The sequence below is a fragment of the Williamwhitmania sp. genome (assembly GCA_035529935.1).
Taxonomy (GTDB): Bacteria; Bacteroidota; Bacteroidia; order Bacteroidales; family Williamwhitmaniaceae; genus Williamwhitmania.
Map to the genome: position 1 here is coordinate 1 of DATKVT010000188.1, position 6,899 is coordinate 6,899.

Sequence of the window (6,899 nt, forward strand, 5' to 3'; positions counted from 1 at the left end):
GCAGCCATGGAGCTGCTCCTTGCACTTGCGGTAAACCTCCTCAACAATGGCCTCCTGGTTAGTATCCTTGAGCAGCTCCATGGCTGCCCTAAAGGCCACAAAGTCGCCCAGATTGCTCATATCTATACCGTAGCAGTCGGGGTAACGAATTTGGGGGCAGCTGCTCACCACCACAACCTTTTTTGGTCCAAGGCGATCGAGAATGCGGAGAATTGAACGCTTGAGCGTTGTTCCACGCACAATGGAGTCGTCTATCACCACCAGGTTATCCTTACCTGTCCTCACGGCACCATAGGTAACATCGTACACATGGCCCACGAGGTCGTCGCGGCCAGTATCTTGCGAAATAAATGTCCGAAGCTTTACATCCTTTACGGCAATTTTCTCCACCCGTGGTCGCGAGGAGATAATGGTGTCTAGCAGCTCGGGGGTAAGGCTTCCTGCGGCCTGCATTATGGCGGCCTTCTTCTGCTCCATCATGTAGCTCTCCACACCCTTTACCATTCCGTAAAAGGCCGTTTCGGCCGTATTGGGAATAAAGGAGAATACGGTATCGTCCAGTTCGTAGTTTATTGCCTCCAGAATGGCCGGGGTAAGCAGCTCGCCCAGCCGTTTACGCTCACGGTATATCTCGGTGTCGGTTCCTCGCGAAAAGTAGATACGCTCAAAGGAGCATGACTTCCGCTCCTCGGGAACCCGAATCTCCTCCATGCTTACATGTCCATCGCGGCGAATGATGAGCGCCGATCCAGGCTTTATCTCCTGCACCTTTTCGAAGGGAACGTTGAGCACGGTTTGGATTACCGGACGCTCGCTAGCCACCACCGCAATTTCGTCATCGCTGTAGTAGTAGGCAGGCCGAATACCCCAGGGATCGCGGGCCACAAAGGCATCGCCGTGCCCAAAGAGCCCGGCCAAGGCATAGCCACCGTCAAAGTCCTTGGTGGCAGCCTGCAGCACCTTCTTTATGCTTAGATTTTGGGAAATTAGTTCAGAAATCTGGAAGTTAGAATAGCCCTCGTTCTTATACTGACGAAAGAGGAGCTGGTTTTCGTCCTCCAGGAAGTGGCCCATTTTTTCGAGTACCGTAACGGTATCAGACATGTCGAGGGGATGTTGGCCAAGGTCAATGAGCTTTTGAAACAGCTCGCCCACGTTGGTCATATTGAAGTTGCCCGCCAATACCAGCGTGCGGGTTTTCCAGTTGTTTTCGCGAACCACCGGGTGTACGTACTCAATGGAGTTGTTGCCAAAGGTGCCGTAGCGCAGGTGGCCCAGGTAGAGCTCGGCAGCAAACGGAATGTTTGCTCTAGCAAAATCGGGGTCCGAAAAGAGGTCGGGCCTATCGGCATAGCGCTGTACTCCAGAGTTAATATGATCGAACACATCCTTAATGGGTGAACCAGAATTGGAGCGAAACCGGTCGATAAACCGTCGGCCAGGTTCCAAATCGAGCTTAATGCTGGCCACACCTGCACCATCCTGCCCACGATTGTGCTGCTTTTCCATCAGCAGGTAGAGCTTCTGCAGGCCATACTGCCAGCTGCCGTACTTTTCCTTATAGAAACTCAGCGGTTTAAGCAGCCTAATAAGGGCAATTCCACATTCATGCTTAATCTGGTCGCTCATGGATTACGGTGTTCTAGTTGTGCGTTTAACGAATATATAACAATAAAAAGGAGCTGCCGGTAATGGTAGCCCCCAATATTTTTGAGCAGCGTAGTGCTAATGTTGTCCACAAAACGATTAATCCGTCTTCTGCGAGGCTGGAGGTAGTTGCTCCTGTTGTTATATCTGCTGCCTGCATAAGCCGGATTATTATTTAGAGTTGATTTCATCTGCTGGTCAGTCGACTCTGGGAAAGTTTATAGTTTCCTGAACTATGAACGCGTCAGGGAAATCCTTCACCACCTGTCTGTATGCTTTCATGGCATCAAAACGGGTGCGGAAATCGCCTAAAGATACCTTGAAGTAGGGGTTGTCGTAGTATCGATAACATGGTAAGTCGGGATATTTGGTAATTACCTCAGCTACCAAATCCAGCGACTTTTGGCGTGCCTGCTGGCTGTTTTCCCTGAATATCCTAATGCGGTAACCCGGAAGGCCTTTGGTTTTGGCATTCAACAACTCGAGGTTGTCGAATAGCGTCTTCACCGCAGAATCTTGATGAACGGTTACGCTACCACCAGACAAGGATGGCTGCTGAATAAGTTGAAAGTAAGGAACGTAATGGTACTTGGCAGTGGAGTCGGTTTGTGATTTCAACGAAAATGGGAGTAACAAAACGACAATTGCTACAATGGTGAACTTCATTGGTATTCCTTTATATGTTACAGTATGGGGTGAATCACAAAATACCCCTGTAAAGTTTGCGACAAAGGTATTTAATTTATGGTATTTGCCCAATACTTAATTGACCCCCTTCAGCTGGCTTGCCACCTCCGTTATTGACTGATCCTTAAATCGGAGACTTTTGCCAAACATACCAACTTTAACTCGGATCTTTCCCGTTACCTTTACCTTTTCTGCCAACTTTTGAGGATTGCCAGATAGCAATAGCGAACCACCCATAATCAGGTTGTGTAGCTCCAGCACTATGGTGGCAGACACATCGCCACTATAATTCTTGGGAATAACTACGCTGTTTTTTAGTGTTAACGTCCCAAGATACTGTTTTCCCATGTTGGCATCAAAGTCAACCTTTTTAATGATAATCTTCTTTTGGTTTGGATTATTTACCGTGGCAACCAAGGTTATGTTAACCTTATTTCCCTCCAAGGAACTCACCTGCACGTCGCCCATTTTTGAGACGGTAACATTGTGCATTGGGCCACATGCCGACAAAGCGGCCACCAAAACTCCAAAAATAAAAAACCTTGCTGCCTTCATTGGTATCAATTACGGTATAATTACTGTTGCTAAAAACGAAAAAGGAGGATAAGTATTGTTCCCCTATTCGGCAGCCTCCATAGCGGTCATCAACTCTTCGGTTAGCTCTAGGTTGTGGAATACATACTGAACATCATCATTTTCCTCAAAATCATCAACCAACCTAAGCAACTTAAGACCTGTGGAAACATCCACGGTCTTCAGATCGTTGGGGATGCGGCGCAGCTCAGCATTTTCAACCTCCACTCCCAGCTCCTCCAACTTTTTCTGCATTCGTCCAAAGTCCTCCATTGCGGTAGTAACCTCAATAGTCTCCTCGTTCACGTCAATATCCTCAGCACCCCCATCAATTACCTCGAGTTCAAACCCTTCCATGTTCTTAACGTTGGCAACAGGAATGGTAAACACACCCTTTCGGTCGAAAAGAAAGCTGAGTGAGCCATTAGTGCCCATGTTACCCCCCTTTTTGGTATAAATAGATCGAATGGTGGAAACCGTCCGGTTGCTGTTGTCGGTAAGTGCCTCCACGAAAATGGCCACACCACCAGGGCCATAGCCCTCAAAGGTCATTTCCTGCAGACTATTTTTATCCTGATCGGCCTTACTTATGGCGCGTTGGATATTTTCCTTGGGCATATTAACTCCCTTTGCATTGTTGATTGCTACACGAAGCCTTGGGTTTGAATCCGGATCGGGTCCGCTCTCCTTCACGGCAACCATCATTTCCTTAATTATGCGGGAGAACATTTTCGAGCGTTTGGCATCCAAAGCACCCTTTTTCCGTTTAATTGTGGACCATTTGTTATGACCTGACATAGCACCTACAAGTTTTCTAGTTTACTAACTTTTTTTTGGGAGTTCAAAAATAAGAATTTAACCTGTCATATAGAAGAATCATGGCGTTTTTTCCCACACATCAATCCCATCATCAGTTGCAATGCCAACAATGCGTTGATGTATAGCGCATAAGCGTACTTCTACAATGGCTCAGTACATCGGTTACAAAGATCAACATTATTGAAAATTTGGAAAGTGCTGATGTTGTTATCCAACGTAAGAGCTATATGTCGCAATTGTTTCACATTTTGTGAATTTGCTATTACCTTTGCAAAAAACAACAGGATGAGTAGTCTCTTCAATAAGCCAAAATCAATAGAGTTTAAGAATATTAAACCTGTTTACCGAGAGAACCTACCTAAGCTCTACATCGAAACATATGGTTGCCAAATGAACGTTAGCGATTCGGAAGTGGTGGCATCCATCATGCAGTCGAACGGATATGTTATTACGGAGCGAATTGAAGAAGCTGACATCATATTGATAAACACTTGCTCCATACGCGATAATGCGGAACAGCGGGTATGGGGACGGTTGGACATATTTCGTTTGGAGAAGAAAAAACGTCCATCCACATTAGTTGGGGTAATTGGCTGCATGGCCGAGCGCCTTCGGGAGGAACTTATTGATAGCGACAAGCTGGTAGACTTAGTGGTGGGCCCCGATGCCTACCGGGAACTGCCCCAGCTGGTTCGTGCAGCCGAAAGTGGCCAAAAGGGCATTAACGTGCTGCTTTCGCGCGAGGAAACCTATGCCGAGATTAGCCCAATTCGTCTCGACAAGAATGGCGTTTCGGCGTTTATTTCTATTATGCGCGGCTGCAATAATATGTGCTCATACTGCGTGGTACCCTATACCCGTGGCGCAGAACGAAGCCGCGATCCAAAAAGCATTCTTCGGGAAGCAGAAGAATTGTTTGCCAATGGCTATCGGGAAGTTACCCTTCTTGGTCAAAACGTGAATTCCTACCGATGGAAGGGAGAGGATGAAAATACAAACTTCGCTGAGCTACTTGAAATGATTGCACAGGTAAGTCCTTCACTCCGCGTTCGCTTCTCCACATCACACCCTAAGGATATTTCCGACGAAGTGCTCTACACCATTGCCATGTACGAGAATATTTGCAACAACATACACCTCCCTGTGCAATCGGGCAGCAGCCGTATTTTAAAGCTGATGAACCGGAATTACACCAGGGAATTCTACATGGAACGCATACGAGCCATAAAGCACATCCTTTCCGACTGCTCCATTTCTACCGATATAATCACCGGATTCTGCACCGAAACAGAGGAAGATCATCAGGATACCATCTCACTTATGGAGTGGGTAAACTACGACTTTGCATACATGTTTAAGTATTCCCAGCGCCCCAACACCAAGGCAGCACGTCACCTCACCGACGATGTTCCCGAAGCGATAAAAACCAAACGCCTCAATGAAATTATTCTGCTCCAGCACAAGCTCTCAGAGTTGAGTAAGAGGAAGGATGTTGGCAAGTCGTTTGAGGTTCTGGTTGAAGGGGAATCAAAGCGCTCTGCCGAATATTACTATGGCAGAACTTCGCATAATAAGGTGGTAGTATTCCCAAAAGAAAGCTGCAGAATTGGAGATTACGTATTTGTTGAAATTTCCGATTGCACCCCTGCAACTCTGATTGGGAAAATAGTGGAAGAGTAGATAAATTCCCAGTTACATAATCGCACCACTATTATATAAAGGTATGACTACCCCATTCGGGTAAGCAGTGCCATATAAAATCCGTCACCTGCCGTTTGAGACGGAAGCAGCTGCAGCTGTTTTTCTAACTCGAAGTCGGAATTCTCGTTCAGAAAAGCCTCAACCTGCAGGTGATTCTCCGAAGGAAGAATGCTACAAGTGGAGTAAACCATTTTCCCTCCCTTTTTAACCATTGTAGAATAGGAACGGAGAATTTCTGACTGCTGGTGATGAAGGTTCTCCAGCGCATTTTCCTGCATTAACCAGCGCGATTCGGGGTTACGACGCCACACGCCAGTTCCACTGCAAGGAACATCGAGCAACAATCGATCAACTTTTAAATTAAGGTTTGCAAGCGCGTTGGCATTAGCCGCAGGTCGTATCTCAACGTTAAATACACCGGCCCTTTTAGCTCGAAACTTCAGCGTATCGAGCTTCCATTTCAGCGTATCTGCTGCAATTAATCGGCCTTTATTCTCCATCAAGTTTGCAATATGCAGCGTTTTTCCGCCATTTCCGGCACAGGCATCCAATACCGTCATGCCGGGCTTGGGATCAAGGAGCTCTGCCACCTGCTGCGACGAAATATCCTGCAGCTCAAATAGACCCTCGTGAAACTCAGCTGTTGTAAATAGGTTTACCCTCCGTCCCATCGCAATGCCATTACGCACCTCAGCTGCAATGCTACACTCAAACCCATGCGATTCTAACAGCCCTTTTAACTCTACCGCCGAAATTTTCATGGTGTTTACCCGTAAAAACTGCAGTGGAGATTGGTTAAGTGCCTCCAGCTCCGCCAACCACCTATCGCCCAGCTCCAATTTTCCAAGGCTGAAAAGCCAATCGGGCACAGAAAAGTTAACTGCTGGATTGGCAGCAGCCGCGCTCTCCACCCTCCTCAGAAATGCTTCAATATTGAGACGGGGCAAGTCGAGCCGCTTAGGCACGTTTACGCCCCTCCAGGCAAAGTATGCCGCTGCCAACATGTAGGCACGCTCAATGGGCTTATATCCGGTGAAGTCCATGCCGGACTCCAGCAATCGCTTATTACGAAGAAAATCGTAAAACATTTGGGAAACACTCCACCGATCACCATCCTTAAGCCCCTTCTTTTCACCGAAAAGACGTTGAAGAATTTTGTCAGCAAAGCCGGGGGTCACATCAAACCTTCGGATTGCTTCGGCAAGAAGGAAGAGCGTGAGCTCATCTGCGTGTTTTACGAATTTAGCCATGGAGAATTTTATTGCGCAAAAGTAAAAAGAAAAGCCCTTGAATAAGGGCTTCTCCAAATTGTTTTTTGTAGCAATTAGTTAAACGACGAGCTTAGCCTTAACGTCAGCCTTCAGCTCTTCCTTATCGTTGAACCAATCAGTAACACCATAAAAACGGCCACGAATACCATCTACAGCGTATGTTTTAAGAACCTTTTCTTGGTTAAGCATTCTGGTAAGGAT

6 protein-coding genes are annotated in these 6,899 nt (G+C 46.8%); 1 reads left to right on the plus strand and 5 read right to left on the minus strand.

Going from position 1 to position 6,899, the window contains the following annotated elements; genetic code table 11:
- The 4 genes from VMW01_14615 to VMW01_14630 all read right to left on the minus strand — a co-directional run.
- On the minus strand, nt 1-1,629 hold a 1,629-nt coding region (locus tag VMW01_14615), incomplete at its 3' end, for a hypothetical protein (protein HUW07478.1).
- 216 nt (nt 1,630-1,845) lie between these two features.
- On the minus strand, nt 1,846-2,313 hold the full coding sequence (locus VMW01_14620) for a hypothetical protein (protein ID HUW07479.1): 468 nt from the start codon (nt 2,311-2,313) through the stop codon (nt 1,846-1,848).
- Between the two features lie 96 nt (nt 2,314-2,409).
- Nucleotides 2,410-2,889, minus strand: a complete 480-nt coding sequence (locus VMW01_14625) for a hypothetical protein (protein ID HUW07480.1) — start codon at nt 2,887-2,889, stop codon at nt 2,410-2,412.
- A gap of 63 nt (nt 2,890-2,952) precedes the next feature.
- Nucleotides 2,953-3,705 (minus strand): YebC/PmpR family DNA-binding transcriptional regulator, encoded by a 753-nt coding sequence (locus VMW01_14630; GenBank protein HUW07481.1) that lies wholly within the window; start codon nt 3,703-3,705, stop codon nt 2,953-2,955.
- 306 nt (nt 3,706-4,011) lie between these two features.
- Between VMW01_14630 and miaB the strand changes: the two genes are divergently transcribed.
- Nucleotides 4,012-5,406, plus strand: coding sequence for a tRNA (N6-isopentenyl adenosine(37)-C2)-methylthiotransferase MiaB (gene miaB, locus VMW01_14635; GenBank protein HUW07482.1), 1,395 nt, complete (start codon nt 4,012-4,014; stop codon nt 5,404-5,406).
- A gap of 47 nt (nt 5,407-5,453) precedes the next feature.
- On the opposite strand, the gene VMW01_14640 is transcribed toward miaB, so the two are convergent.
- The gene (locus tag VMW01_14640) at nt 5,454-6,677 is read right to left on the minus strand and encodes an RsmB/NOP family class I SAM-dependent RNA methyltransferase (protein HUW07483.1); all 1,224 of its coding nucleotides are present in this window, start codon (nt 6,675-6,677) and stop codon (nt 5,454-5,456) included.
- Between the last annotated feature and the right edge of the window lie 222 nt (nt 6,678-6,899).

Excerpts from the sequence above, each read along its gene's own strand:
- miaB (HUW07482.1), top strand. The coding sequence starts at position 4,012 with ATGAGTAGTCTCTTCAATAAGCCAAAATCAATAGAGTTTAAGAATATT.
- VMW01_14640 (HUW07483.1), bottom strand. The coding sequence starts at position 6,677 with ATGGCTAAATTCGTAAAACACGCAGATGAGCTCACGCTCTTCCTTCTT.
- VMW01_14630 (HUW07481.1), bottom strand. The coding sequence starts at position 3,705 with ATGTCAGGTCATAACAAATGGTCCACAATTAAACGGAAAAAGGGTGCT.
- VMW01_14625 (HUW07480.1), bottom strand. The coding sequence starts at position 2,889 with ATGAAGGCAGCAAGGTTTTTTATTTTTGGAGTTTTGGTGGCCGCTTTG.
- VMW01_14620 (HUW07479.1), bottom strand. The coding sequence starts at position 2,313 with ATGAAGTTCACCATTGTAGCAATTGTCGTTTTGTTACTCCCATTTTCG.